Origin of the sequence: Chryseobacterium sp. 22458, assembly GCF_052044975.1 — a bacterium.
Classification (GTDB): domain Bacteria; phylum Bacteroidota; class Bacteroidia; order Flavobacteriales; family Weeksellaceae; genus Chryseobacterium.
Genome location: NZ_JBQEOA010000003.1, coordinates 50,880 through 75,340 on the forward strand (window position 1 = coordinate 50,880; position 24,461 = coordinate 75,340).

The window sequence follows — 24,461 nt, forward strand, 5'->3', positions numbered from 1 at the left end:
AGTTTTATATTTTATTTGTGATAATATCTGTAAAATCCTACTCCACTTCCTCTGGAATGGCTTCTGGTGGTTCCGTCACGATAGGTTTCTGTTTTGGCACAGTCGCAGACCTGATTTCCCTGATAGGTAAGGTATACAAACCATGACAGGAAAAACCCACCAAGCAGGCAGAGGATCCAGTTTTGTCTTATATAGTCTAAAATATTGGTGATCATTATGATGGAGAATAGGGTGAATTTGAGCTATTGTTCCATTTTTTCACATTGAAAAAATGTTTTCCGATAAGCATTGCTACAAAAAGGGCAACCATTATAAACAGAATAAATCCGAAATTCCAGAATGATACGGGAAGCCAGGTAGCTTTAAGCTGTACATAAGTATTGCTTGAAATGGGATCTGTAGTGAGCTTTGGAGCTTCAGCATTAATCAGAGAGTCCAGCTTTTGGGTCCCGAAAGACGCCTTTGTCAACCGGGCAACTTCCGACGTATCTTTTTCCAGTGTCTTCCCGTCTGCAAAGGTTGTCGTCTGTCCCTTATAGATATCGGTAATTTCTATGGTTCCTGATTTATCCCGTGATATCATCACTTTTGAATCCGGTGACTGAAGGTTGGAAAAGGTAGGTAAAGAGCCTTCCTTCTCTGCAGAAATAAGAAAATGATAGTTTCCGGAACCTACTCCGCAAAGATTAAATTCTTCGGCCTGGCTTCCTTCTGACCAGCTTTCTCCATCTTCATAGCCATGATATTGCTCGATATCTCTGGAGGTATAGATAATTTCATTGGTTTTTTCATTCACAAGACTCAGCTGGATATTGGCCCAGGAATTGTCCACTCCTGAAAATGCATTTACCTTTAATGGCGCCGAACCTCCGGAAAGGGTAAAGCTTTTGCTGACCATTTCCTTATCCTGTACATCAGCGAAATTGATGGTCTCTGCAAAAACGGTTTCATTGGTTCTTGAAGTATATACATACATCTGAAGCAGGCATATGAGCAATGCCGCTATACAAAAGATATTGATGGCCTGCCTTGTATCTACGTAATATGGCTGCACGATCCCTATACCGGTATAAAACGGCATATTCGCTATTTTAAAAGCTCTTTTGACTTTATCCCTGGGAATGTGGGCTCCATAGAAATACTGTATTTTTTTTCCTGTTTTCTCCTGAGAGATCATACGGGTTCCATTGACGTATTCTTTGTAGGTAGCAAGACTGAAATCCAGCTTTTCATCAAAAAAGCCTGCAGCAGCGTGAATGCTGCATTGGGAAGTTTCATACCAACGGTAATTTCTCCCGGCATAGGTGGCTATCTGGGAATCCTTGCTTTTAAAATCAGTAGCCGGTATCGGTATCAGGAATACCCAATGCCCGTCACTTTCACTCAAAAAGGCATCATTACCTTTGCTGTCTTTAAGGTAATATTCACGCCAGAAAATACTGGATCCATATTTCCTTACAATAATTGCGGTAACGGTATATTCCGTATCTCCGATTTTACCTTTCTGTCCGATATCCAGTACAACATTTTCAGTGGGTACTTTCAGATGTCTGGCATGGTTATTTAATGCTACATCAATGAGATGGGAACAGGTTTGACAAACATATTCCCTGACAGGAAATGTAAGGTCTAATTTATTTTCCGAATCGCATGCTGGGCAGACATAATGCATATTCTATCTGTAAATTTTGTGTTTCTGAATGGTATTAGCTTTAAAATATTGAACCACCTCATCAGCTATCTGCTCTACTTTTGCCGTGTTATCCTGAGTATAATTACAAAGAAAAACATCAAACGTAAGCTGTCTGAATTCCGGCCATGTATGAATACAAAGATGTGATTCTTTCAGGCATACCGCTGAAGTAAAACTCTGGTTTTCAAAAACATGACTGGTAACACCTACAATTTCCACTTCTTTGGTTCTCAGAATTTGTTCTGTAAATTCCAGAAAACCTTCGCTGTCTAATAACAAATCTTCCGACTCTGTTTCCAAAGTCAGAAGAATATGTAAACCTTTATTTGATAATGGGTTCAATTAATTTTTTCGTAAATATATTATTTTTTTGGAAGAAAAACCTCAGCAAGCATACATCTTGCACTTCCGCCTCCGTTTACTTCGATCGTATTCAGGTCTGAATAGATGATTTCACAGTATTTTTCTATGGCTGCTACCTGTTCATGCGTTAGAGATTGATAAGCGGTCTGACTCATTACCAGGAACTTTTCCCCATCTTTATTTTGAACCTGAAGCATATTTCCTGCAAACTGCTGCATCTGCTCTTCAGAAATTTCAACAATCTCTTTTCCTGAGTTTTTGATGGTTTCAATAACCTTTTCTCTTTCCAGCTCATCATCAATACAATCAAGGCATATCACCACAAACCTGTCTGCAACGCACATCATTACATTGGTGTGGTATATAGGCAGCCTTTCTGTACCTACTGTCTGATAAGAATGGAAAACAACCGGTGTGAAACCGTATTTTGTACAGAATTCCCTGAACAGTTTTTCATCCAGTCTTAAAGAAACCGAACCATATGCAATTTTATTGTCATGATCAAAGATCATACTGCCTGTTCCTTCCAGAAAATGCCCCTGAGTTTCAGAGAATGACCAGTCATCAATTTCATCAATTTCAAATCCAAGGTTTTCGATGCTTTCAAGAATATCTTCTCTTCGCTCCACTCTTCTGTTGGATGCGAACATCGGATATAAAACTACTTTTCCGTCTTTATGAAAACTCACCCAGTTATTGGGGAAAATGGAATCCGGGGTATGAGGATCCAATGTATCTTTTATGGTAATCACATTGATTCCTTTTCCTCTAAGCTTTCCTACAAAAGTATTGAACTCTGCCAGAGCTTTTGACTGGATATCAGAACCTGTTTGCTCCACCTGGAAATAATTGTTTTTCGCCGTTTCCGCGTTGTAGCCGAAAGCGATCGGCTCTATCATTAGTACTGTATCTGTTGTTTGCATTTTTTTTGATTTAAAAATTAAAAGATTGAAGATTGAAAGATTATAACACTTCCACTCTCAAACCCTAAAACACTCCTACCCGATTATTCTCTCACAAGCGGCATGGTAGAGCATCTCAGCAGCCCTCCCATTTTAGAGATTTCTCTGTAAGGAATTTCTTCAACGGTCATTCCCCAGACATCTCTCAGGTGGTTGTTCATTCTTGTGAATGCTTTGTCTGAAACTACTACCTCGGGAGAAATAGAAAAAATATTCGGGAACATTTCAAACATTTCTTCGTCATTGATATGGAAACAGTTTTCTTCTCCGAAAATATCAATGATCAGGCGGTAGTCACTTTCATCTACAAATCCGTTTTTATAGATGATGCATTTATCTTCTCCTACCGGGTTGAAGGTACAGTCCAGATGCAGGATTCCTTCAAACGGGACTTTATCATTTTTCTTAAGTTCAAGATCAATGATTCTTTTCTTAGGAAAATATTCTTTTAAAATTTCGATGGCGTATTCGTTGGTTCTCGCCGTTTTATAGTTTCTGTAATCTTCGCTGAAGCAGGTTCCGATGAAAAGAAAGTCATTCCATACAATAACATCTCCCCCCTCGATATGGGCTGTTTCCGGAAGATTGATAATTTTTCTCCATGCCACTTTTTCAAAAACACTTTTATATGCTTCCTGTTCGTCTGCTCTGTCTGCAATCACATTGGAAATGATCATTTTGTCGTCAATCACAAAGGCTACATCTCTTGAAAAAACCTGATTGTAGTCTTCAATGATGCTTGGACGCAGAACTTCTACGTCGTATTTTTTCAGAACAGCTTCAAAAGCGTTCATTTCGTTGATAATATCCTCCTCTTTAGGATAAATATTATGTTCGATTGAGTAATATGACTTAGCGTCATAACTTTCCTCTAATGTGGGAACGGCTCCCAAAGAATTAGGCTGGCCTAGTACTACTGACCTCAGCCTTCCCGTTTCGTTTTTAATGTTTAGTCTCATAAAGATTTATGCAATACTACAAATATAAGTAAAGGTCTGTATCTGGAAAACTTTTGAATTGCTTTATCCCCTATAATTTTACCCGATATTCCGGTTACTCTAAGGAAGGTTTTATTTACAGTTATTTTATCCTCAGAATACAATATATGCAGAAAATACCACCATAGATTTTCACTTAAAATTTTAGCCTGCGTCCTTGTTGAGCAATTGGTTTCATTTTTCAGGTAAAATTATATTGGCAGTACTCATTTTTGATCATATTTCTATGAAAATCGTCTCATTAGATCAGCAACCAGTTTATTGGCATAGAATTCATTGCCCCCCTACAAACAACTGTTTTCCATCTACATACAACTCTGAAAAAACAATCACAACCCTCTTGAAATTCATAAATTAGTGACATAATTCTCGAGAGATTATACAACAAAATTTTACTATTTAACATCAAAAAAACAAAGTCATGAGCAAGAAAAATCCGGTGCTGAAAAATGCACAAAAATTAGGAAGAGAGCAGCAAAAGTCTGTGATGGGAGGAGAATTTATGCCAGGAACCAAAGTATGCTGTGAGTGGGATGATACCACTGGGAAATGTTTCTTATGGATATGCAGCAAATGCCAGTGCCCATAAAAATATGGAGAAAGCCGTTTCAAATTAATGAAACGGCTTTTATTATTTTATCACGGATCATCAACATAAACTTTCCATTTCATATTACAGAGTGATCGCATATTATTTAAAAACATGACTACTATTACTGGTTTTGATACAACTCATTATATTCCAAACATATAATAATATAATTTCTTTTTCAGAATAAAATAAATTCATATATTAGTGATATAATTTACATGAAATTATATTGTTTTAAAACTTACTATTAACATCAAAAATCAAGATCATGAACAAAAACAATTCAGTGCTTAAGCACGCTCAAAAATTAGGAAGAGAGCAACAAAAATCAGTAACCGGAGGAATCGGTCCTATTAAACCAAGATACTGCTGTGAGTGGAATGACGATGGCAGCTGCAGAATCTGGACTTGTGGTAACTGTGTTTGCCCGTAAGAATAATAAGCCTGCTTTTTCTAAGCAGGTTTTTCTTTTATCTTGCTCTGTTTTCTTCTTCTGTTCTCTGAGTTTCTTTTGCCTGATACTTTGAACTTCCGAAAGTATAGCTTAGCGAGAGAAAAAATCTACTGCTGTCCCACCAATGGGTAAAGCGGTTGTCCATGATCTGTTTATGCCTGAATTCAAGATTCTGATCATTGGAATCAAAAATATTATTGTACCCAATCTTTGTATTCAGCTTATTATCCAGCCATAATTTCTGAACAGACAGATCTACAGCATAGCGTGGTTTAATAATGTAAAGGCTGTTCCCTGTTTTAGATTCATAGTTAGCAAACAGGTTAATTGTATATCCTTTGGGTAAAGTAAAGACCTGGTTTAGCCTTATTTCATAATTATAAACAGCCAATGCGAAGACTTCTTCAAGATAAGGCCTGAATTCGTAATTGTAATATCCCGCCAACTGACTGCTGGCATTCCACCATTTTGTAATTTTTAATGGAAAACTGATCTCCACAGAAGCAAACTTACGGTACGGGAGATTGGTACCGAGATATTGGAGTACATTGGTTTCCGGGTTGTAGACAGGATAACGGGTCATTACATCACTTTCTTTTCCTATGCTAAAGCTGGTAATCCAGTTTTTATAACGGTAAGTAGCCTTAATCTGGCTGGTAAGGGATGGCAAAAGATAAGGATTCCCTATCCAATAGTTCAATGGACTGAAGTAAGACCGGAATGGATTAAGCTGTGAAAAAACGGGTCTGGTTATTTTTCTGCTGTAGGAAAGAGACCATTCATTAGATTTATTGGAAGAATAATTGGCACTGAAAGACGGCAGCCATTCAGGATAGTTTCTCGAAACAACGGAATCAATGGTAACTGCATTTGAAATACTCTGAGTATTTTCAAATCTTAGCCCTACATTCATCTGAAATTTTCCAATTTTCTGCCTGTAAGCGATATAGCCGGCTATAATTTTTTCTTTGTACGTGAAAATATTGCTTCTCGTAGGATCAAATACAAATTGATTGTTGACAGACAGGGTATCATACCTGATATTATTATGAGTAAGTGAATGGCTGTATTTAAATCCAGCTTCTATTTCTGCATTTCCGATTTTTTGTGAGGCATCAATCTGGCCCGTATAAATATCGATTTTATTAAAAAGATCAGATTTCCAATAAGATATAAGTCCCGAAGAAGGTTTATCTCTATTGATGAATTCATCCTGCTGTTTGTTTTTCACAGAAAGATAATTCCCTAAAAAACCTATTTTAAAATCTTTATTCTGAAAAGTATAATCAGTAGCCAGCCCATAATTATTCTGTGAATAGTCTATTGGATTTTCGCTTCCGGTATTAAAAACAACCTGTGTTTCACTTTTATCAGCAGTATACAATGTTCCTGTACGCATACGGTCATTCGTTCTGAAATTACTCCTCAGATATAAACCGAATTTATTTTTAGCATTTAACCTGAAATCTGCACCGGCCTGAATGCTGTAAACCGAGCCCTTGTCTTTCTGATAGGTATTGGTTCGCAAGATATTGGTATTAGCCAATTTCTGTAAAGCATTATAGCGATATGTGGAAATCCCATCATTATAACCCATCAGCAGATTATAGGCAACTTTCTCCGTATTATATGAAAGGTTTACTGTATTTTCTCTGTAATTAAACCTATTGACATAAATATTTCCATTATAATTTCCTCTCCAGCCAAGATTGCTGTTTTTTTTAAATTTAATATCAATAATCCCTTTGAATTCTGCATCGTATTTTGATGATGGATTGGTATTTACTTCAATAGACTCTACCATTTCCGGTGATAATGAGCGCAAATAAGCCTGCAGCTCCTGCGTACTCAGCACTACAGCTTTTCCATCTATAAATACTGCCGGAGTGACTCTTCCCCCCACAAAGATACCGTCTTCCTGATCTACAATTACTCCCGGTGTTTTTCTCAACACTTCAAGAAGGTTGGCAGATGTTTTAAAATCTTTATTACCGGAAACGGCCATCGTCAGATTTCCATCATTCAGCTTTATATTTCTTGTTGGAGATTGAATAATGACTTCTGAAATATCAGTCGTTTTATCATTTATATGCTTCAGAGAATCGGTTGGTTTACCTGTTGTAACCTGTTGTGCTTTTCCAAAAAATGATAAAAAGAGAAGCAGCAATAACAGCCATAATTTGATGATCATATCTCTTAAATTTATGAGATCAAAAATATTGGGCTACCGTAAAAAAGAGGTTTTGAAGTTAAAATCCCGAAGTACAAAATTATAAATCTGAACTCTGAAACCTTGTATCAGAAGGGGATTGAGACTGTTTGTATAAAAGCGGAGTTGTATTTTTAATTTTCTTGAAAGTGGAGAAAAATGTAGACTTGGAGTTGAAACCTACTTCATAGCCGATCTCTTCAATTTTGAAATAAGACCCGTTTTCAATTTTTTCACAGGCTTCATCAATCCTGTATTCGTTAATGTAAGTTGAAAAGCTTTTGCCCAGATTATCATTCAGCAACTGGGAAAGCTGATGGGCAGACATATTCATTCTGGATGCAAGATCACCCAGTTTCAGATTAGGATTTTTATATAATTCTTCTGAATGCATCAGCCGTTCTAATTTTATGGTAAAGCTACTGGCCTGAGCCCCTGAAATCTTTTTATTAGAATATCTTTCAGTTCCTTTTACCGGAAGCTGCTGATATTTTTTGTTGAATAAAATTAAAAAATTGGCATACAGCACAAATGAAAATACCAGACTTCCTCCAGCGCAGTAGATCTGTACCCAGCCTGTTGAAATCAGCTGGTATGTTAAAAAGATAATGATATTACTGATCAGAACCGGAAAAACAAACTGGTTAGGATTTTTGTGATTCTGTTTTGAAAAATTGTAGTATTGATACGCTGCAAGGAAGACAAATACAGACCATACAGTATAAATAAAGGTTCCGAAATAATGTTCCCATGTAACAGGGAAAAGCAGATATAATAAACCGACCGCTCCTAAAATGATAGTTAGTATTCCAAACCATCTCTGGCAGTTCTTCCAATTAAAATGTTCCTGCTGGAAGGAAGATTTCACATAATAATATAGCGCCGGTCCTGTAAAAAATAAGGCAGAAAGTCCCAGATGCGGAATAATTCTTGGCAGATCCGGGTAAAAATAAATGCATACAGCAATGCCGACTCTGGTGCTCAGCATCAGCAAAAGAAGTCCAAGGAAAAAATCCGGAATATATTTCAACTTCTTTACAAACAGCAGATAGATTCCCAGAAGAAGCCCGTTGAAAGCTCCCACTGCACTGAAGAAAAATAGCATCTGTTGCCCGAAAGTCATGGTTTACTTATTTTAAATACAAATACTGATCCCTATCATTCATCTGGTTTTAGCCAGAATTGATATTCTGCAGGAGTAAATTTAGTCATTTATTGCATTCAATTTCAACAGGATATATAATTTTGTGAAAATTTATTTATGTTTTGGCTGAAGCCAATGGATGTTCTGTTTTATGATGTAAACGGGCTAAAGCCCGTTTCTATTGAATGATAATAATTGTGGATAACAATTTGGAGGCAGCTCGTGATCATTAAAAACAAAAAATCCCAAAGCAAGCCTTGGGATTTTTTTATGGTGTAAGCAAATATTATCTGCTTGCAATATCGATGTAGTTTCTTTGCTGAGCGCCTTGGTAAACCTGTCTTGGTCTTCCGATCGGGTCTCCTTTCAGTCTCATTTCTTTCCACTGAGAAATCCATCCCGGAAGTCTTCCTAATGCAAACATTACGGTGAACATTTCTGTAGGAATTCCTAATGCTCTGTAGATAATTCCAGAATAGAAATCTACGTTTGGATATAGTTTTCTTTCTACGAAGTAATCATCTTCAAGAGCTACTCTTTCTAACTGCATTGCAATATCAAGAGCTTTATCCTGAATACCTAATGCTGTAAGGATATCATCAGCAGCTTTCTTGATAATTTTCGCTCTTGGGTCGAAGTTTTTGTAAACTCTGTGTCCGAATCCCATCAAACGGAAGTTATCACTCTTATCTTTAGCTTTAGCAACGTATTTAGATACATCACCACCATCTTTTTCGATCAATTCAAGCATTTCGATTACTGCCTGGTTAGCTCCACCGTGAAGTGGTCCCCAAAGTGCAGATACCCCTGCAGAGATAGAAGCGAAAAGACCTGTGTGAGCAGAACCTACCATTCTTACTGTAGAAGTAGAACAGTTTTGCTCGTGGTCTGCGTGAAGGATTAATAATTTATCTAAAGCATTTACAACTACCGGATCGATTTCGAAATCAGCGTTTGGTAATCTGAATGCCATTTTGTAGAAGTTCTCTACATAGTTTAGGTTGTTATCTCCATGGTTTAATGGTAAACCTTGAGTTTTTCTGTAAGTCCATGCACAAAGGTGAGAGAACTTAGCGATCATCAGCTCAGCTGCGTGATCCATTTCTTCTTTAGAGTTTACGTTAACTGCTTTTGGGTTGAAAGCTGTCAAAGCAGAAGTTAAAGAAGATAAAACTCCCATAGGGTGAGCAGAACGAGGAAAAACATCAATGATCTTTTTCATTTCGTCTGCGATGAAGTTATATTTTTTGATATTGTTGTCGAAAGAAGTAAACTGATCCTGAGTAGGTAATTCTCCATGTAATAAAAGATACATTACTTCTGTGAAGTTAGATTTTTCAGCAATCTGCTCAATTGGATAACCTCTGTAGAATAATTCTCCTTTATCTCCGTCTAAGTAAGTGATGTCGCTAATGGTAGCTCCTGTATTTTTGTAACCTAAATCCAGAGTGATCAAACCTGTCTGGTCTCTTAATTTTGAAATATCAATCCCTCTGTCTCCGATAGTACTATCCACGATTGGATATTCATATGAATTACCGTCGTAATTCAATATTACTTTGTTGTCTGACATTATTTATTTATTTTTTTTAAATATACCACTTTCCATAAAATACGGCAAACTAAAAATTTCGCTTGCCGTTATTTATAAATTCGATTAATTATCTTTTGATTTTAAATGCTTCCAATCCTGGGAAAATCGCAGTTTCGCCTAAAGCTTCTTCGATTCTCAATAATTGGTTGTATTTTGCCATTCTGTCTGATCTTGAAGCTGAACCTGTTTTGATCTGTCCACAGTTCATTGCTACGGCTAAATCAGCAATTGTAGAATCTTCAGTTTCTCCTGATCTGTGAGACATTACTGAAGTGAACTTGTTGTTCTGAGCCATCTGTACGGCTGCCATTGTTTCAGAAAGAGAACCGATCTGGTTTACTTTTACAAGGATTGAGTTGGCAATACCTTCTTTTACTCCTCTTGATAATCTGTCTACGTTGGTTACGAATAAATCATCACCTACCAATTGTACTCTGTCACCGATTTTATCTGTAAGCATTTTCCAACCTTCCCAGTCATCTTCCTGCATACCGTCTTCGATAGAGATGATCGGATATTTATTGGCCAATTCAGCAAGGTAAGAAACCTGCTCTTCTCTTGATCTGTGAGCTCCTTTATCTCCTTCGAATTTTCTGTAATCGTAAGTTCCGTCTTTGTAGAATTCTGAAGCGGCACAGTCTAATGCTAACATAATGTCATCACCAGGCTTGTATCCTGCTTTTTCGATTGCCTGAAGTAAAGTATCCAAAGCATCTTCTGTTCCATTGAAAGTAGGTGCGAAACCTCCTTCGTCTCCTACCGCTGTAGAAAGACCTCTTCCTTTAAGGATTGACTTAAGATTATGGAAAATTTCAGTTCCTTTTCTCAAAGCGTGAGAGAAAGAATCAGCTTTTACCGGCATGATCATAAATTCCTGGAATGCGATAGGAGCATCTGAGTGAGATCCACCATTGATTACATTCATCATTGGAACAGGAAGTGTGTTTGCATTTACTCCTCCTACATATTTATAAAGCGGCATTCCCAATTCTGCAGCGGCAGCTCTTGCTACGGCCAGAGAAACACCAAGAATAGCATTAGCGCCTAGATTTCCTTTGTTAGCCGTTCCGTCAAGATCAATCATAATCTGATCGATATAGTTTTGTTCGAAAACCGGCTGCCCCACTAAATTCTCTGCAATTACTTCTTTTACATTTTCAACAGCTTTCAGAACTCCTTTCCCCTGGTATTCTGAACCTCCGTCACGTAATTCTACGGCTTCGTGTTCCCCTGTAGATGCTCCTGAAGGAACAGCTGCGCGGCCCATAGCACCGTTTTCTGTAAATACATCTACTTCAATGGTAGGATTACCTCTGGAATCTAAAATCTGTCTTGCTTCTATGTAAGAAATTGCACTCATTTTTTATTTTTTTTAGTTTAGACAAATTTAATCAAAATTTAACTTTTAGGGGCATTGAAGCGGCATCTTTTTAAAATAAATCAGAGTTAAATTTTAGTTAATTTATATTATGATAAACACAGTAATTATATTCCCAAAAAGCCTGTGGAAATCTTTAGTTTTGTCATATGCGTTTTCACATAAAAACTTCTCCAATATTTCTGAATAACTGGAGAAGCTGTTGTTTAAATTCATTGAAAAAATTAAAGATATGCTGGTTATTAGTTTCACCGGTTGGGCTATTGTCTGTTGGGTGACGGTGCCAGCAATCCGGCCAAAGTACCAATGGCTCCTGACGAGATCGCTGTACAGATGGTGATCACTTCAATTTTGATACTGCCACCTTTTATACAGAGCGCAAAAATACCTGTAATAATCATCAGTATCACAAGCCCCAGGATGATCACAATGGAGCGGCAGATCCAGATATCATCTCTCGGAGGGATATTAGACCGAACCCATCTGTGGCTTCTATCACTCTGGCCTATGCTATTTCTGTTGGCAAGGGATCTTACATACTGAATCCTTCCGTTTGTTGAAGTTTTCATGGCTATCAGTTTTATAGTATAAAGTTCCGCCAAAAAAACATACGGGTCAATTACCCAAACGGGTGATTTCAAGAAATGGTGGTAAAAAAAGATAATGATTATAATGTTATTTTGAAGAACAGACTTGTTCCCGGCTTTTCAGACAGTATTCTACATTCGCCGTTCAGTTCATCCATTCTTCTTTTCATATTCCGGAGACCGTTCCCTTTCCGGCATTCTTGAGGAATACCTTTTCCATTATCTGAAATTTTCATGATAAAAACATTCGCATTCTGGGAAAACGAAAGCCTGAGCTGATCTGCCCGGCTGTGTTTATAGGCATTGTTAACGGCTTCTTTCAGGCATAGGAACATATTTCTTCTCTGCTCTGTAGAAATAGGGGTTTCTCTAATGAGATCTTCACATTCTGAGCGTAATACGATTTTTGTTTTTTTAAGGAAGTTTCCTGCATATGATATTGCATAATCAGTAAAGCTTCCCAGGGTGTCGTTTCCAGAATTCAAACTCCAAAGCATCTCCCGCATAGAGATATTCATTTCCTCTGAAGTTTTCAGCATTTCGTCAATGTCTTTCTGTAGCTCTCTATCTTCCGCTCTTTGCCTTAGAAATTCTGCCTGAAGTTTCAATGCTGAAATTCCTGCGCCAAGATCATCATGCATATCATGGGAAATGCGTTCCCGTTCATGTTCGAGCATTTTTTGTTTTTCGAGTTCGTTCTGGAGGAGCTGGTTCTGGTATTCGGCTTCTTTGAGCTGTTTTTCTTTTAAATTCAGTAATTGCTTTCGGTTATACATCACAACAATGAAAATAATGAAGCCTACAAATAGCATCATTACAATGATTGCTGTGATATACACTATTTTTAATTCTATAGGAAGATTTTTCATTGCCTGCAAAATAAGCTGCGTAAGAACAGCAAATAAGTTATGATATTTATGAATGTAAAAACTTTAGCAATTTCCATCAAAAAGTTACGATCTGTAGTATTAAAAAAATACATGGGAAGCATTCTGAAAATATAGAACACAGCCCAAAAAAGCAGAGAACTGCTTAACCAGAAGAAACATTGGTTTAAAATATTTCCGTCTTCGTCTTTCCTTGAAATTTTCCTGTAAAGCCAGAATAATGAAATAAAAATAAGGAACAGGCAATACAGATATCCTGTCATAATAGAATAGTTGGTCTCAGAAATAAAAATAAAGAGACAGCCCAACAGCAGAAAAATAAACGATGCCGCCTTAATCACAACACTATTTCCGGTTTCTCTGTAATAAATATACCCGAAATAGCCAATACAAAACAGGTCTAAGTAGTTGTATATTCTTGCTGTAATAAAATTGGCTTTAGCCGTGATTAATATCTCAGCCCCAACAGTCACCCCGAAATAAAGAAAAAAAAACTGTTTCCACAGCCTTTTATACGCTATGGAAACAATAAAATTTGTATTGATTACAGTATAATATATGATATCAGGTATCGTCATTTTTTAACAGTTTCCTGGAGGACAAAGCCCGTTTCTGTCATATAATGCGGTATCATCAGCAGGTTTCAATTCACCATCAACATATTTTTCTACCACCATAATAAAGGTCAACCTATTATAGTATATTTCATTTATCAGATGCATTGCAGGATAAAAAGAAACTACAAAAGTTAATAAAGGTTCTTTTGCAGACTGTCTTAAAAATTCCTGATAAACTCCATCTCTTACAATAAAGCGCTTTGTATTTCCGGGATTAGGATCTCCTTCGGGAATATAAGTATCTAATATACCCTTCAGATTTCTGGCATAAAATTCTTTATGGTCTAAAAACTCCTGTTCTGTTATACTTATTTTAGAATCACAATTGTTTACAATATAGTACTGATCTTCTTTGGAATCCTGCCACATGAAAATCAATCCCTCATTCTCAATCTCTCCTAAAAAGATATAAGCTTCATTTACATTATTGAAAATATCTTTAAGAACGGTTTCTGTAATCAGTAATGGTTTTTCATAATTCTCAGCTACACTGCTATAAAACTTGTTAATCATCCCTGGGGCATCTGCCGGGGCCATAATGCTATCATCCGTTAAAGGAGGATCAGTTTTTACAAGTTCGTTTAATTGCTGATGGTCTAAACCATGGAAGCCTTTATTAAAGTCTCCTGTTATTTTAGTAAGGATATTATCTATTTCTATCCCTGTCTCAGATTGTTCATACACTTTCATTTTACTCCAGTCAATGTGGTCTGCAGTAAGTTTTAGATTTTTTGTACTCATGGTTTCTTAGTTTTTAAAATTGTTAAATTTGTTTATTGCTTCTACTTTATTGCTGACATGCAGCTTCCGGTAGATATTGCCTACATGTTTTTTTACAGTATCAATGCTAATGCATTTCTGATCTGCAATTTCTTTGTACAAAAGTCCTTGTGAAAGCAGTTCCAGTATTTCCTTTTCACGTTCTGTGAGCTCATCGAAGCCTTTGATCTCGGGCAGTTTCTTTTCAAAGTGTTTCAGGACTTTTCTGGCGATCGAAAAGCTCATAGGTGCTCCACCGTTATAGATATCCCGGATGGAAGACAGAATTTTATCCATGCTTTCTCCTTTTACAAGATAGCCCATGGCCCCGGCTTTTAAGGAATTAAAGATTTTTTCATCATCTTCAAAGCTTGTACACATGATGAACTGGGTATCCGGCATATCCTTCCTGAGGTGTTGAATGATTTCTATTCCCAGCATATCAGGAAGCTGGATATCCATCATCACTACATTCGGGGAAATTTCCGGGAGCTTTTTCAATGCTGTGCTTCCGTCAAAGAACTGAGCCGTCACCTTCATATCATTCTGATAATTGATGATCTTCTTCAACGCATTGTTGTAGTTCTTTTCGTCTTCTACTATGGCAATGGAAATGCTCATGTCATTTTTGTTTGAAGCAAATTTCAACAGAAAACAGGTAAGAAGCAATTACACCTTTGTGTAATCTTATAATGAGTTTACAATTATGGTTAGTTTTTGGTCTATTAAATTTAATCAATTTTTCATTGCGAAGTTCAGTTTCATTTAAATAATTTATGAATTATTTAACCAACTGATCCAGGATCGGATGATCTATGCTGCTGACCGTATTCTGAGACCTGATCTGTTCAAAAATCTGAATGAGGTTCTCTCCTTTTTTTAACCAGACTCCGGGAATATACAATGTTTGCTGGGGCCCTACCATGCTCCAGTATCTCCCGATATTTTTACCGTTGATAAAGACAATCCCTTTACCAAATTTCCGCATATCCAGAAAAGTATCTCCGGTTTCTTCCAGTTTAAATTCTGCTTCCTGAATCACCGGAACACGATCAGCAATATTTTTTTTCTGATATGTATGTTTGGGGAATTGATCAAATGGTAAAGAAAACATCTGCCAGTTTCCTGAGATGATATTTCCATTGATCCGGATAGGTTCTATGATGCCTTTGAGGTTATGGACAATCTCTGCACCGTAATTGATGCGGCCCATATTTTCCACAACAATATCCAAACGGTCTCCGGTTTTGAGGTCAATCTCAATATCGTACTTTTTATTGATCCTGTTCATCTCACCTTTCCAGACTCCATTCACATAAATATTGGCATAATCTCTTAATCCTTTGATGTTCAATAATCCTTTTTGGTCATTATCAAATTGTCTCCTATATATCACATATCCGTTTCCGATATTAAGATCTTCAAATGTAAGAGGCTGATCATTGGTAACAGGTTTTTTCTTATCTATGAGGTCAAACAGACTGTTGATTTTTGTAAACTCAATAGCCGGAATCGTAATTACTTTTGGCGGTTTCGGAACTTCCGGCAGTGTGGTCTGATTTATTTTTTGAAATATTTCTCTTAAAGCATTGTATTTTGGAGTAGCCCAACCTGATTCACTGATAGGGGCATCATAATCATAGCTTGTGAGATCCGGCTGAATATCGAAATCTTTATTGTAATTGGCTCCGCTTGTAAAACCGAAGTTGGTTCCACCATGAATCATATAATAATTGCAAGAAATTCCATTTTTTATGTATAGATCTGTTTGCTTCACTACTTCTTCTGTAGCAACTTTCACAAAGGGCTCTGCCCAGTGGTCCAGCCAACCCGGATAATATTCTGCTACCATATACGGGCCTTTCCCTGCATTGTATTCATTGATGCTTTTCTTTAACACCTCAATATCACTTTCTCCGTTGGCAGTAGGTAAAGCTCCTTGTATAGAACCTCCTTTAAAAAGTGAGCTTCCATCTGAAGTAAATAACGGAACAGTGATACCACCTTTTAACAGCATATTCTTTATTTTGTGGCTGTATTTCCTGTGTTCTTCCAACGGTATATCTTTTCTCTGGGCGACGTAAGATCCAAATTCATTCTCTGCCTGAACCATGATCACAGGGCCACCATTACTGATCTGCAACGGAACGATCTGCCTGGCAAGCTGATTGATGTATTTTTCACATTCATCCAGAAATGCTTTATTATCTCTTCTTATTTCCAGGTTTTTATTCTTTTGCAGCCACCACGGGTACCCTCCGAATTCCCATTCTGCACATACATAAGGCCCGGGACGAATGATAACGTACAAGCCAACCTCCTGTGCTGTTTTTATGAATCTCCGCAGGTCTTTCTCTCCTGAAAAGTTCCATTTTCCGGGTGCTTCCTCATGGTAGTTCCAAAAGACGTAAGTAGTCACGGCATTCAGTCCCATTGCTTTCATCATCTGCATTCTGTGCTTCCAGTATTCAGACGGTACTCTTGGGTAATGCATTTCTCCGGAATAGATGGTGAATGGTTTTCCGTTCAATAAAAAGTGGCCGTTTTTAATTTCAAAATTTCCTTTTTGAGAAAACAACGTATTAATGAAGAAAACAAAAAGAATACTATATAAATACCGGCTGAAATTTCTCATATTTGAAGGCATGATTTTTGTAAAATTAAAGAATAAAAATCATATTGAATATCAAATAATATAATCATGAAAAAAAGTCTTCTGGTACTGGGTGCAGTACTAACCTTAACAGCCATCAGCTGCAAAAAAAATGAAAGCGGAAATAAAAGCGTTATCAAAACAGACAGCTCAGAAACAGTTATTACAGATACCAATGGAAAAATAGATTCTGTAACTCAAAGTTCTTCTACAACAAACATAAATGGTCAGAAAACTGAGAAGACCGATTTTGTTTATAAAGCTACAGACGGAACTCTGGTAAAAGTAGTATTCAAAAATGATCCGAAGGAAAGCACGGTAGCTATAACCAGCAACAAAAAAACGTTTACTCTTCCAAAATCGGAAACCAATGGGGATGAAACCGTCTACAAGAAGGATGATATGACCGCAAGAATAAAAGGAGACAGTATTCACCTTGAGCAGGGCAATAACATCATCGAACTGAAAAGAACAAAGATTTAAAATACCATGTCCCTCGATATTGAGGGACATTTTATTTTATGTTGATAAACTCAGACTTTCTCCAGCAGATCACTATTGATCCATCCGTATACCGGCTCGCCATCTTTTCCTGCCTCCATTAAAACATACACATAAAACCATCCCAATTTACTTTTAATAAATTCAACCGGGGTATCTTTTTTGAGTTTAACGATAAGATCTGATTCAGTTCTGGCATCTTTTCTTACATTGGCAAAATCGGCCGCTACATTGTACATATCTGCGGTATCATCTTCCCTTCCAAATAATTTTGCTCTGAGGCTTTCCATAGGAAATGCAGGTCCCGGATCGTTTTTTCTGAAAGGCGCAATATCATCATGCCCCAGAATATCTTTGATATTATATGTTTCCGTCAGGAGTTTACACACCTGAAAACAGCTTTCAATCTGTCTTTCTGTAAAGCTATGCCAATAGGAGGTTGTATTCTCATGTTTATGCATAGCCTCTACCACCACATCTTTCGGATATTCCTTTTCAAACCATGAGTAGTATCTTTCGTTGACTTTTGTAAGTTTCCCCGGATTTTCCAGTTCGATACTTATAGAAAAATCATTGAATCCTGATCGGTCTGCCCAACGGCTTCTTCCCGCATGCCAGGCTTTTTTATTGAACTCTACCATTTGAGTGATCCTGCCGTCTCTATCAATAATGATATGAACGGAAGCTTTTGCTGTAGGTTCTTTAAACCAGTTGATCGTATTTTCAACTCCATGCCCCGCAGTAAAATGAATGATAATGTATTCAGGAATAATAATTCCCTCTTTATTAGGTGTCTCTATAAAGTTAACACTCTCCCCGGAAATTGTTTTTTCTAACTTATCCTCTACAATAATCATGATTAGTTTTATTAAGCCTGCAAATTTATTCTAAAAAAATTAATTAAGCGTTAAAGAAATAAATAAAACCATCCGTAATTCGAATTATTTTATTAAAATTTAATATTATATTTTGATTTACAGCCTTACAATATTCATGATTAATTTATTCAGGATATTATTTTTAGATATTTCGTCTTTTGAAAAGAATTATTTGAAGTTGGTGTAAAAAAAACCATCCGGAATCCGGATGGTTTTATATTGATATCTGAATGAATATTATTCTTCAGTTTTTTCTTCAGTAGTGTCAGCTTTAGCTTCTTCTACTTTCTCTTCTACTGCAGGAGCTTCAGCCACTACAGCTTCAGCTTTTTTAGGTGCAGCAGTTGATCTTCTGCTTCTTCTTGTAGCTTTTTTCTCCTCAGCATTCGGGTTGTAAAGCTCGTTGAAATCTACTAATTCGATAAGAGCAGTATCAGCAGCATCACCTGGTCTGAATCCTGTCTTGATGATTCTTGTATAACCACCGTTTCTTTCAGCGATTTTAGGAGCTACAGTTCTGAATAATTCAGCAACCGCAAATTTATTTTGAAGGTAAGAGAATACTACTCTTCTGTTGTGTGTAGTATCTTCTTTTGCTTTTGTTAATAGAGGCTCAACATATACTCTTAAAGCTTTAGCTTTAGCTACAGTAGTGTTGATTCTTTTATGCTCAATTAGAGAACAAGCCATATTAGAAAGTAAAGCACTTCTGTGAGAAGCTGTTCTTCCTAAGTGATTGAATTTTTTACCGTGTCTCATTATTAATTATTTATCAGCGTCTAACTTATATTTTGCAACGTCGAAACCGAAGTTAAGACCTTTTGAATGCACTAATTCTTCTAGTTCTGTCAAAGATTTTTTACCAAAATTTCTGAATTTCATCAAATCAGACTTACTGTAAGAAACCAGTTCTCCAAGAGTTTCTACTTCAGCTGCTTTCAGACAGTTAAGGGCTCTTACGGAAAGATCCATATCTGCTAATTTAGACTTAAGTAATTGTCTTGTGTGAAGAGTTTCCTCATCATATTGGATAGATGCTTTTACAGCTTCAGTTTCAAGGGTAATTCTCTCATCAGAGAACAACATGAAGTGATAAATTAATATCTTAGAAGCTTCTGTTAAAGCATTCTGAGGGCTGATAGACCCGTCAGTTTCTATATCTAATACAAGTTTTTCGTAGTCTGTTTTTTGCTCTACACGATAATTTTCAATGCTGTACTGTACTTTCTTGATCGGCGTGAAAATAGAGTCAATAGCAATAGTACCTACAGGTGCATTGTTTGACTTATTTTGTTCAGAAGGAACATATCCTCTTCCTTTTTCAATATTGAAAGTAATTTCGAAAGTTACATCAGTGTTCAGGTTACAAATCACTAAATCCGGGTTTAAAACCTCGAATCCGTTGATCGATTTTCCTAAATCACCAGCAGTAATAATCGTTTGACCTGAAACTTTAGCAACAACCTGCTCGTTAGCCTGGCCTTCTGCTGCAGCTTTTAATCTTACCTGCTTTAGGTTAAGAATAATTTCGGTAACGTCTTCGATTACTCCTGGAATAGTTGAAAATTCGTGCTCTACACCTTCTATTTTGATAGATGAAATAGCATATCCTTCCAGAGAAGAAAGCAACACTCTTCTCAAAGCATTACCGATTGTAAGCCCGAAACCTGGTTCTAAAGGTCTGAATTCGAATTGACCTTTAAATTCATCAGAGTTAAGTAAAATTACTTTATCGGGTTTTATGAATTGTAAAATTGCCATATTATTGGGTTGAGCAAAAATTTGATTAAAAAATTATTTAGAGTAAAGTTCGACGATAAGGTTCTCCTTGATGTCTTCCGGAATCTGGATTCTTTCAGGAGCAGAAATGAAGGTACCTTCTTTCTTCTCATCGTTGAATTGTAACCACTCATAGTTTGACTTAGAAGCCAATGCATCGGTAACAACTTCAAGAGACTTAGACTTTTCTCTTACAGCGATTACATCACCAGCTTTTACCAAGTAAGAAGGGATGTTAAGAATTTCTCCGTTCACAGTGATGTGTCTGTGAGAAACCAATTGTCTAGCACCAGATCTTGTTTTAGCAAAACCTAATCTGTATACTACGTTATCCAATCTTGATTCACAAAGTTGTAATAGAACTTCCCCTGTTACCCCTTTACTTCTGTGTGCTTTTTCAAATAAGTTAGCAAACTGTCTTTCTAAGATACCGTAAGTATATTTAGCTTTTTGTTTTTCAGCCAACTGAACTGCGTATTCTGATTTTTTAGCACCTCTTCTTTTGTTAGGACCGTGTTGTCCTGGCGGTTGGTTCTTTCTTTTTTCGAAGTTTTTATCATCTCCGTAGATTGCAGCACCAAACTTTCTAGCAATCTTAGTTTTAGGTCCAATATATCTTGCCATAATGGGTAAATTCTAAAAATTAAACTCTTCTTCTTTTTGGTGGTCTACATCCGTTGTGTGGCATTGGAGTCACATCAACGATTTCGCTAACTTCAATTCCTGAATTGTGGATAGATCTGATAGCAGATTCTCTACCTGCACCTGGACCTTTCACAAACACCTTTACTCTTCTTAAACCAGCTTCGTGAGCTACAGCAGAGCAATTTTCAGCTGCCATCTGAGCAGCAAATGGAGTATTCTTTTTAGAACCTCTGAATCCCATTTTACCGGCAGAAGCCCAAGAGATAACCTCTCCGTTTTTATTTGTTAAAGAAATGATGATGTTATTGAAAGAAGCCTGAATATGAGCTTCACCAATAGCTTCAACTTTTACTTTTCTTTTTTTAACTACTTTAGTTTGTTTTGCCATAATTCCTAACGATTATTTACTAGCTTTTTTCTTGTTAGCAACAGTTTTTCTCTTCCCTTTACGTGTTCTAGAGTTGTTTTTCGTTCTCTGGCCTCTTAAAGGTAATCCAAGTCTGTGACGTATTCCTCGTTGGCATCCTATGTCCATCAATCTCTTGATGTTCAATTGCACTTCAGATCTCAATTCTCCTTCTACTTTTACGTTTTCAGAGATATATGTTCTGATTGCAGCCAATTCATCGTCATTCCATTCGTTGACTTTCTTGTCTTCGCTGATACCGGCAGCTTTAAGGATTTCAGAAGAAGTACTTCTTCCTACTCCATAGATGTAAGTTAAACCGATAACACCTCTTTTGTTTTTTGGTAAATCAATACCTGCAATTCTCGCCATAATTTAATGTTAACCTTGTCTTTGTTTAAATTTTGGGTTCTTCTTGTTGATTACGAATAGTACACCTTTTCTGCGTACGATTTTGCAATCAGCGCTTCTTTTTTTAATTGATGCTCTTACTTTCATTTTGATAGTATTTATTTTTTACAAATGCCAAATGGAATGTGTATTCCATTTGGCTAATTGTTTTAGTATCTAAATGTGATTCTCCCTTTTGTTAAATCATAGGGAGACATTTCTAGTTTTACCTTATCACCAGGTAAAAGTTTAATATAATGCATTCTCATTTTGCCGGAGATATGAGCAATAAGGATATGCCCATTTTCCAGCTCTACACGGAACATGGCGTTCGAAAGTGCTTCCACGATCACGCCATCTTGTTCAATATGTTTTTGTTTTGCCATAAATTAATATCCAGTCGTTCTTGATAATTTAGACTGCATTAAGCCATCATAGTGATGGTTCAGCAGATATGTATTAATCTGTTGAACTGTATCTAAAATTACACCCACCATAATTAATAGGGACGTTCCCCCGAAAAATAGGGCAAACGCATCTGTCTGAACAAAGCTTCCATGCACAATTGCTGGAAGGACTGCAAAGATAGATAAAAAAATTGCACCTGGCAAGGTAATTTTTGATAAAATATCATCTAAATAATCAGCGGTCTCTTTTCCGGGTCTTACTTTCGGTACTAAACCTCCGTTTCTCTTTAAATCATCAGCCATCTGGTTTACCGGAATCGTAATCGCAGTATAGAAAAATGAGAAGATAATAATTAATAGCGCAAACAATACGTTGTACTGCCAGCTAAAAACATTCTTGAAACCTGCAAGAAAAGTGTTAGACTCATCGAATTTTGTTAATAGTCCTGGTACGAACATCAATGCCTGGGCAAAGATAATCGGCATTACACCAGCAGCATTTACTTTCAATGGAATCCATTGTCTTGCTCCCTGCATAAGATTTCTGTTTACACCTCCTCTCGCTTGAGCTCTGCTTACATACTGAATCGGAATTTTTCTAACAGCTACTGATAAGATCACTGCTAAAAGAACTACCAACATCCAGAATAATACTTCAATAAGGATCATGATAGATCCCATTCCTCCTTTACCGTTCTGCACGGCCATCTCCTGTACGAATGCCTCAGGTAATCTTGAAAGGATCCCCACCATAATAAGGATAGAGATACCATTTCCGATTCCCTTGTCGGTAATCTTTTCACCTAGCCACATTGCGAATACTGAACCGGCAACCAAAATAACAATACTTGGTAACCAGAACATGATTGAATTAGGCTCTACATAATATGCAGACTGGAACTGAGCATATGGTAAGAATAATTGAGTAATAGAAGTTAAGTAAGAAGGTGCCTGTACCAGACAAACCCCGATCGTTAACCATCTTGTAATTTGGTTCAATGTATTTCTACCTGACTCTCCATCTTTCTGAAGCTTCTGAAGATAAGGAATAGCCATCCCCATCAACTGAACAATAATAGAAGCAGAAATATAAGGCATGATTCCTAACGCCATTACGGAAGCGTGGCTGAAAGCACCCCCCGTAAACGACGAAAGCAAGCCAAGGAGACCTGCTCCTTGCTTGTTACCGCCTTGATTTTTATAATGCTCTAAGAGATCTCCCACCTCTGCAAGGTTAATTGCGGGAAGTGAGATATAAGATGCGAATCTATACACAAGGATAATTCCTAAAGTAAAGAGAATTTTATCTCTAAGTTCTTTAAGACTCCAAATATTTTTAAGTGTTTGTATAAATTCTTTCATTAGTAAGTATTATAAGGTAATTGCTTTTCCACCTGCCTTAGCAATAAGCTCCTCAGCAGATTTAGTGAATTTGTCAGCAGAGATTGAAACCGCAGATTTCAATTCTCCTCTACCCATAATTTTCACTAATTCGTTTTTAGAAATGATTCCGTTTTCTACTAAAACTTCTTTCGTGATATCTCCAGTGATGGATTTGTTCTCGATTAAAGTTTGGATCGTATCAAGATTCACTCCTCTAAACTCTTTTCTGTTTACGTTTTTGAAACCGAATTTAGGTAGTCTTCTTTGTAAAGGCATCTGTCCACCTTCGAAACCGATTTTCTGAGAATAACCAGCTCTAGATTTTTGACCTTTGTGTCCTTTTGTTGAAGTACCTCCTTTTCCAGTACCCTGACCTCTACCAATTCTTTTTGAGTTGAAAGTAGATCCTGCAGCAGGTTTTATGTTATTTAAATTCATTTTAATTTCTCTTTTATAAAATTATTTTTGAACTTCCAGTAAGTGACCCACAGCAGCTATCATTCCTAAGATAGAAGGAGTAGCTTCGTGCTCTACAACTTGGTGAAGTTTTTTTAATCCTAATGCTTCAAGCGTTCTCTTTTGGGTTTTTGTTCTACCAATAGCGCTTCTTACTTGCTTTACTTTAATTGTTGCCATTGTTTTAATTATTAACCGTTAAACACTTTACTTAGAGAAACTCCTCTCATTCTAGCGATTTCTTCAGGTCTTCTGATATCCAATAACGCTTTGAAAGTAGCTTTCACCACGTTGTGAGGGTTAGAAGATCCTTTAGATTTTGAAAGGATATCGTGAATACCAGCTGATTCCAATACCGCTCTTACCGCACCACCGGCGATAAGCCCTGTACCGTGAGAAGCAGGTCTTAAGAAGATATCTGCACCACCGTATCTAGCAGTAGTCTGGTGAGGAATAGTGTGGTTCATTACAGGAACCTTAACAAGGTTTTTCTTAGCGTCTTCAACTGCTTTAGCAATTGCAGAAGCAACCTCTTTAGATTTTCCTAAACCGAAACCGATTACACCATCTTCGTTACCTACAACTACGATAGCAGAAAATCCGAAAGCTCTACCTCCTTTTGTTACTTTTGTTACTCTGTTAACAGCTACGAGACGATCTTTTAATTCTAATCCTCCCGGTTTTACTCTTTCTATATTATCTAGTCCTAACATATTTTCCGAAATT

Annotated in this window: 29 protein-coding genes; 3 read left to right on the forward strand and 26 right to left on the reverse strand. The window is 36.9% G+C overall.

Going from position 1 to position 24,461, the window contains the following annotated elements; translation table 11 throughout:
• Positions 1–11 precede the first annotated feature (11 nt).
• The 5 genes from ACTJJF_RS11130 to ACTJJF_RS11150 form a co-directional block, all read right to left on the reverse strand.
• Complete coding sequence (locus ACTJJF_RS11130) at positions 12–215, reverse strand: hypothetical protein (protein WP_440699714.1); 204 nt, start codon at positions 213–215, stop codon at positions 12–14.
• Positions 215–1,672 (reverse strand): DUF4178 domain-containing protein, encoded by a 1,458-nt coding sequence (locus ACTJJF_RS11135; RefSeq protein ID WP_440699715.1) that lies wholly within the window; start codon positions 1,670–1,672, stop codon positions 215–217. The genes ACTJJF_RS11130 and ACTJJF_RS11135 overlap by 1 nt, the downstream gene beginning before the upstream one ends.
• Before the next feature lie 3 nt (positions 1,673–1,675).
• Positions 1,676–2,035: an S-adenosylmethionine decarboxylase family protein gene (locus tag ACTJJF_RS11140; protein WP_312300017.1), complete on the reverse strand. Its 360-nt coding sequence runs from the start codon at positions 2,033–2,035 to the stop codon at positions 1,676–1,678.
• 20 nt (positions 2,036–2,055) lie between these two features.
• Entirely contained in the window at positions 2,056–2,979 is a 924-nt protein-coding gene (gene ctlX / locus ACTJJF_RS11145) for a citrulline utilization hydrolase CtlX (RefSeq protein WP_312300019.1), read from the reverse strand.
• Positions 2,980–3,062: 83 nt separating this feature from the next.
• Positions 3,063–3,977, reverse strand: coding sequence for a dimethylarginine dimethylaminohydrolase family protein (locus tag ACTJJF_RS11150; RefSeq protein WP_440699716.1), 915 nt, complete (start codon positions 3,975–3,977; stop codon positions 3,063–3,065).
• Positions 3,978–4,437: 460 nt separating this feature from the next.
• On the opposite strand from ACTJJF_RS11150, the gene ACTJJF_RS11155 reads away from it, so the two are divergent.
• Both ACTJJF_RS11155 and ACTJJF_RS11160 read left to right on the forward strand, forming a co-directional pair.
• A complete protein-coding gene (locus ACTJJF_RS11155) occupies positions 4,438–4,605 on the forward strand; it encodes a hypothetical protein (protein WP_312300025.1) in 168 nt (55 codons plus the stop codon).
• Positions 4,606–4,876: 271 nt separating this feature from the next.
• Positions 4,877–5,041: a hypothetical protein gene (locus ACTJJF_RS11160; protein WP_312300027.1), complete on the forward strand. Its 165-nt coding sequence runs from the start codon at positions 4,877–4,879 to the stop codon at positions 5,039–5,041.
• Between the two features lie 37 nt (positions 5,042–5,078).
• Here ACTJJF_RS11160 and ACTJJF_RS11165 read toward each other — a convergent pair whose 3' ends face one another.
• The 9 genes from ACTJJF_RS11165 to ACTJJF_RS11205 all read right to left on the reverse strand — a co-directional run bounded on the left by ACTJJF_RS11165 (position 5,079) and on the right by ACTJJF_RS11205 (position 16,872).
• Positions 5,079–7,253: a TonB-dependent receptor domain-containing protein gene (locus ACTJJF_RS11165; RefSeq protein WP_440699717.1), complete on the reverse strand. Its 2,175-nt coding sequence runs from the start codon at positions 7,251–7,253 to the stop codon at positions 5,079–5,081.
• Positions 7,254–7,332: 79 nt separating this feature from the next.
• Positions 7,333–8,394, reverse strand: a complete 1,062-nt coding sequence (locus ACTJJF_RS11170) for a helix-turn-helix domain-containing protein (protein WP_440699718.1) — start codon at positions 8,392–8,394, stop codon at positions 7,333–7,335.
• A gap of 307 nt (positions 8,395–8,701) precedes the next feature.
• On the reverse strand, positions 8,702–9,988 hold the full coding sequence (locus ACTJJF_RS11175) for a citrate synthase (RefSeq protein ID WP_312300033.1): 1,287 nt from the start codon (positions 9,986–9,988) through the stop codon (positions 8,702–8,704).
• A gap of 88 nt (positions 9,989–10,076) precedes the next feature.
• The gene (gene eno / locus ACTJJF_RS11180; RefSeq protein WP_440699719.1) at positions 10,077–11,369 is read right to left on the reverse strand and encodes a phosphopyruvate hydratase; all 1,293 of its coding nucleotides are present in this window, start codon (positions 11,367–11,369) and stop codon (positions 10,077–10,079) included.
• A 278-nt stretch (positions 11,370–11,647) separates the two neighbouring features.
• Positions 11,648–11,956 (reverse strand): hypothetical protein, encoded by a 309-nt coding sequence (locus ACTJJF_RS11185; protein WP_440699720.1) that lies wholly within the window; start codon positions 11,954–11,956, stop codon positions 11,648–11,650.
• Positions 11,957–12,054: 98 nt separating this feature from the next.
• On the reverse strand, positions 12,055–12,843 hold the full coding sequence (locus tag ACTJJF_RS11190; protein WP_440699721.1) for a sensor histidine kinase: 789 nt from the start codon (positions 12,841–12,843) through the stop codon (positions 12,055–12,057).
• 599 nt (positions 12,844–13,442) lie between these two features.
• Positions 13,443–14,219, reverse strand: a complete 777-nt coding sequence (locus tag ACTJJF_RS11195; RefSeq protein WP_440699722.1) for a hypothetical protein — start codon at positions 14,217–14,219, stop codon at positions 13,443–13,445.
• 6 nt (positions 14,220–14,225) lie between these two features.
• A complete protein-coding gene (locus ACTJJF_RS11200) occupies positions 14,226–14,858 on the reverse strand; it encodes a response regulator (RefSeq protein WP_440699723.1) in 633 nt (210 codons plus the stop codon).
• Positions 14,859–15,018: 160 nt separating this feature from the next.
• Positions 15,019–16,872: a beta-galactosidase gene (locus ACTJJF_RS11205; RefSeq protein ID WP_440699724.1), complete on the reverse strand. Its 1,854-nt coding sequence runs from the start codon at positions 16,870–16,872 to the stop codon at positions 15,019–15,021.
• Between the two features lie 66 nt (positions 16,873–16,938).
• Between ACTJJF_RS11205 and ACTJJF_RS11210 the strand changes: the two genes are divergently transcribed.
• Positions 16,939–17,373, forward strand: coding sequence for a hypothetical protein (locus tag ACTJJF_RS11210; protein ID WP_212650354.1), 435 nt, complete (start codon positions 16,939–16,941; stop codon positions 17,371–17,373).
• 50 nt (positions 17,374–17,423) lie between these two features.
• On the opposite strand, the gene ACTJJF_RS11215 is transcribed toward ACTJJF_RS11210, so the two are convergent.
• From ACTJJF_RS11215 to rpsE, 12 genes are all read right to left on the reverse strand, one after another.
• A complete protein-coding gene (locus ACTJJF_RS11215; RefSeq protein WP_212650353.1) occupies positions 17,424–18,248 on the reverse strand; it encodes an N-acetylmuramoyl-L-alanine amidase in 825 nt (274 codons plus the stop codon).
• Positions 18,249–18,506: 258 nt separating this feature from the next.
• Complete coding sequence (gene rplQ / locus ACTJJF_RS11220) at positions 18,507–19,028, reverse strand: 50S ribosomal protein L17 (protein ID WP_027371704.1); 522 nt, start codon at positions 19,026–19,028, stop codon at positions 18,507–18,509.
• Positions 19,029–19,034: 6 nt separating this feature from the next.
• The gene (locus tag ACTJJF_RS11225; protein WP_065400328.1) at positions 19,035–20,030 is read right to left on the reverse strand and encodes a DNA-directed RNA polymerase subunit alpha; all 996 of its coding nucleotides are present in this window, start codon (positions 20,028–20,030) and stop codon (positions 19,035–19,037) included.
• A 33-nt stretch (positions 20,031–20,063) separates the two neighbouring features.
• The gene (gene rpsD, locus ACTJJF_RS11230) at positions 20,064–20,672 is read right to left on the reverse strand and encodes a 30S ribosomal protein S4 (protein WP_312300060.1); all 609 of its coding nucleotides are present in this window, start codon (positions 20,670–20,672) and stop codon (positions 20,064–20,066) included.
• A gap of 19 nt (positions 20,673–20,691) precedes the next feature.
• Positions 20,692–21,081, reverse strand: coding sequence for a 30S ribosomal protein S11 (rpsK, locus tag ACTJJF_RS11235; protein ID WP_034694697.1), 390 nt, complete (start codon positions 21,079–21,081; stop codon positions 20,692–20,694).
• Positions 21,082–21,093: 12 nt separating this feature from the next.
• Complete coding sequence (rpsM, locus tag ACTJJF_RS11240; RefSeq protein ID WP_002983260.1) at positions 21,094–21,471, reverse strand: 30S ribosomal protein S13; 378 nt, start codon at positions 21,469–21,471, stop codon at positions 21,094–21,096.
• Positions 21,472–21,480: 9 nt separating this feature from the next.
• Positions 21,481–21,597 (reverse strand): 50S ribosomal protein L36, encoded by a 117-nt coding sequence (rpmJ, locus tag ACTJJF_RS11245; RefSeq protein WP_007839480.1) that lies wholly within the window; start codon positions 21,595–21,597, stop codon positions 21,481–21,483.
• 62 nt (positions 21,598–21,659) lie between these two features.
• Positions 21,660–21,875 carry a translation initiation factor IF-1 gene (gene infA, locus ACTJJF_RS11250; RefSeq protein WP_002983257.1) on the reverse strand — a complete coding sequence of 72 codons (216 nt, stop codon included), beginning with the start codon at positions 21,873–21,875 and terminating at the stop codon, positions 21,660–21,662.
• 3 nt (positions 21,876–21,878) lie between these two features.
• The gene (secY, locus tag ACTJJF_RS11255) at positions 21,879–23,258 is read right to left on the reverse strand and encodes a preprotein translocase subunit SecY (protein WP_002983253.1); all 1,380 of its coding nucleotides are present in this window, start codon (positions 23,256–23,258) and stop codon (positions 21,879–21,881) included.
• A 9-nt stretch (positions 23,259–23,267) separates the two neighbouring features.
• Positions 23,268–23,717, reverse strand: coding sequence for a 50S ribosomal protein L15 (gene rplO, locus ACTJJF_RS11260; RefSeq protein WP_065400327.1), 450 nt, complete (start codon positions 23,715–23,717; stop codon positions 23,268–23,270).
• A 21-nt stretch (positions 23,718–23,738) separates the two neighbouring features.
• Positions 23,739–23,915 (reverse strand): 50S ribosomal protein L30, encoded by a 177-nt coding sequence (gene rpmD, locus ACTJJF_RS11265; RefSeq protein ID WP_027371710.1) that lies wholly within the window; start codon positions 23,913–23,915, stop codon positions 23,739–23,741.
• A gap of 11 nt (positions 23,916–23,926) precedes the next feature.
• Positions 23,927–24,448, reverse strand: a complete 522-nt coding sequence (gene rpsE / locus ACTJJF_RS11270) for a 30S ribosomal protein S5 (protein WP_065395922.1) — start codon at positions 24,446–24,448, stop codon at positions 23,927–23,929.
• Positions 24,449–24,461: the final 13 nt, after the last annotated feature.

Excerpts from the sequence above, each read along its gene's own strand:
- ACTJJF_RS11130 (WP_440699714.1), bottom strand. The coding sequence starts at position 215 with ATGATCACCAATATTTTAGACTATATAAGACAAAACTGGATCCTCTGC.
- ACTJJF_RS11135 (WP_440699715.1), bottom strand. The coding sequence starts at position 1,672 with ATGCATTATGTCTGCCCAGCATGCGATTCGGAAAATAAATTAGACCTT.
- ctlX (WP_312300019.1), bottom strand. The coding sequence starts at position 2,979 with ATGCAAACAACAGATACAGTACTAATGATAGAGCCGATCGCTTTCGGC.
- ACTJJF_RS11150 (WP_440699716.1), bottom strand. The coding sequence starts at position 3,977 with ATGAGACTAAACATTAAAAACGAAACGGGAAGGCTGAGGTCAGTAGTA.
- ACTJJF_RS11155 (WP_312300025.1), top strand. The coding sequence starts at position 4,438 with ATGAGCAAGAAAAATCCGGTGCTGAAAAATGCACAAAAATTAGGAAGA.
- ACTJJF_RS11160 (WP_312300027.1), top strand. The coding sequence starts at position 4,877 with ATGAACAAAAACAATTCAGTGCTTAAGCACGCTCAAAAATTAGGAAGA.
- ACTJJF_RS11165 (WP_440699717.1), bottom strand. The coding sequence starts at position 7,253 with ATGATCATCAAATTATGGCTGTTATTGCTGCTTCTCTTTTTATCATTT.
- ACTJJF_RS11170 (WP_440699718.1), bottom strand. The coding sequence starts at position 8,394 with ATGACTTTCGGGCAACAGATGCTATTTTTCTTCAGTGCAGTGGGAGCT.
- ACTJJF_RS11175 (WP_312300033.1), bottom strand. The coding sequence starts at position 9,988 with ATGTCAGACAACAAAGTAATATTGAATTACGACGGTAATTCATATGAA.
- eno (WP_440699719.1), bottom strand. The coding sequence starts at position 11,369 with ATGAGTGCAATTTCTTACATAGAAGCAAGACAGATTTTAGATTCCAGA.
- ACTJJF_RS11185 (WP_440699720.1), bottom strand. The coding sequence starts at position 11,956 with ATGAAAACTTCAACAAACGGAAGGATTCAGTATGTAAGATCCCTTGCC.
- ACTJJF_RS11190 (WP_440699721.1), bottom strand. The coding sequence starts at position 12,843 with ATGAAAAATCTTCCTATAGAATTAAAAATAGTGTATATCACAGCAATC.
- ACTJJF_RS11195 (WP_440699722.1), bottom strand. The coding sequence starts at position 14,219 with ATGAGTACAAAAAATCTAAAACTTACTGCAGACCACATTGACTGGAGT.
- ACTJJF_RS11200 (WP_440699723.1), bottom strand. The coding sequence starts at position 14,858 with ATGAGCATTTCCATTGCCATAGTAGAAGACGAAAAGAACTACAACAAT.
- ACTJJF_RS11205 (WP_440699724.1), bottom strand. The coding sequence starts at position 16,872 with ATGAGAAATTTCAGCCGGTATTTATATAGTATTCTTTTTGTTTTCTTC.
- ACTJJF_RS11210 (WP_212650354.1), top strand. The coding sequence starts at position 16,939 with ATGAAAAAAAGTCTTCTGGTACTGGGTGCAGTACTAACCTTAACAGCC.
- ACTJJF_RS11215 (WP_212650353.1), bottom strand. The coding sequence starts at position 18,248 with ATGATTATTGTAGAGGATAAGTTAGAAAAAACAATTTCCGGGGAGAGT.
- rplQ (WP_027371704.1), bottom strand. The coding sequence starts at position 19,028 with ATGAGACACGGTAAAAAATTCAATCACTTAGGAAGAACAGCTTCTCAC.
- ACTJJF_RS11225 (WP_065400328.1), bottom strand. The coding sequence starts at position 20,030 with ATGGCAATTTTACAATTCATAAAACCCGATAAAGTAATTTTACTTAAC.
- rpsD (WP_312300060.1), bottom strand. The coding sequence starts at position 20,672 with ATGGCAAGATATATTGGACCTAAAACTAAGATTGCTAGAAAGTTTGGT.
- rpsK (WP_034694697.1), bottom strand. The coding sequence starts at position 21,081 with ATGGCAAAACAAACTAAAGTAGTTAAAAAAAGAAAAGTAAAAGTTGAA.
- rpsM (WP_002983260.1), bottom strand. The coding sequence starts at position 21,471 with ATGGCGAGAATTGCAGGTATTGATTTACCAAAAAACAAAAGAGGTGTT.
- rpmJ (WP_007839480.1), bottom strand. The coding sequence starts at position 21,597 with ATGAAAGTAAGAGCATCAATTAAAAAAAGAAGCGCTGATTGCAAAATC.
- infA (WP_002983257.1), bottom strand. The coding sequence starts at position 21,875 with ATGGCAAAACAAAAACATATTGAACAAGATGGCGTGATCGTGGAAGCA.
- secY (WP_002983253.1), bottom strand. The coding sequence starts at position 23,258 with ATGAAAGAATTTATACAAACACTTAAAAATATTTGGAGTCTTAAAGAA.
- rplO (WP_065400327.1), bottom strand. The coding sequence starts at position 23,717 with ATGAATTTAAATAACATAAAACCTGCTGCAGGATCTACTTTCAACTCA.
- rpmD (WP_027371710.1), bottom strand. The coding sequence starts at position 23,915 with ATGGCAACAATTAAAGTAAAGCAAGTAAGAAGCGCTATTGGTAGAACA.
- rpsE (WP_065395922.1), bottom strand. The coding sequence starts at position 24,448 with ATGTTAGGACTAGATAATATAGAAAGAGTAAAACCGGGAGGATTAGAA.